Below are 270 nucleotides of genomic sequence, written 5' to 3'. Positions count from 1 at the left end.
CAAGGTCTGTTGTTCTTTAATGTTTTCAATTTCCTCTATTATTTGTTTTGTTTTAATTAGTGGCTCGATTGCAGTCAACGTTTGCGTAACTAGTTCTTGTTGGGCAGAAAGATTTTCTAAATCCGTGGAATCTTTACGTAGCACATAGGATCGAATATATAATCCCTGTAAAGAAACGGCATTTTGAACTTTCGACGCTTCAACGACCATTTGGGCACGTTCATCAATTAAATAAGTATAATTCTTGTCTATATTCGACATTTGAATCAC

The 270-nt window shown here is 34.8% G+C and carries 1 protein-coding gene; it reads right to left on the bottom strand.

Features of this window, described 5'->3' with window-relative positions; translation table 11 throughout:
• Window positions 1-270 (bottom strand): hypothetical protein (locus SB764_RS40500; RefSeq protein ID WP_410866826.1); only part of this gene is annotated, 270 nt, incomplete at both ends.

Source organism: Paraburkholderia sp. SIMBA_027, from assembly GCF_046535315.1.
In the GTDB taxonomy this organism is placed as follows: Bacteria; Pseudomonadota; Gammaproteobacteria; order Burkholderiales; family Burkholderiaceae; genus Paraburkholderia; species Paraburkholderia tropica.
The sequence above is the reverse complement of the archived record's forward strand: the minus strand, read 5'-3'. Positions and strand labels throughout refer to the sequence as shown.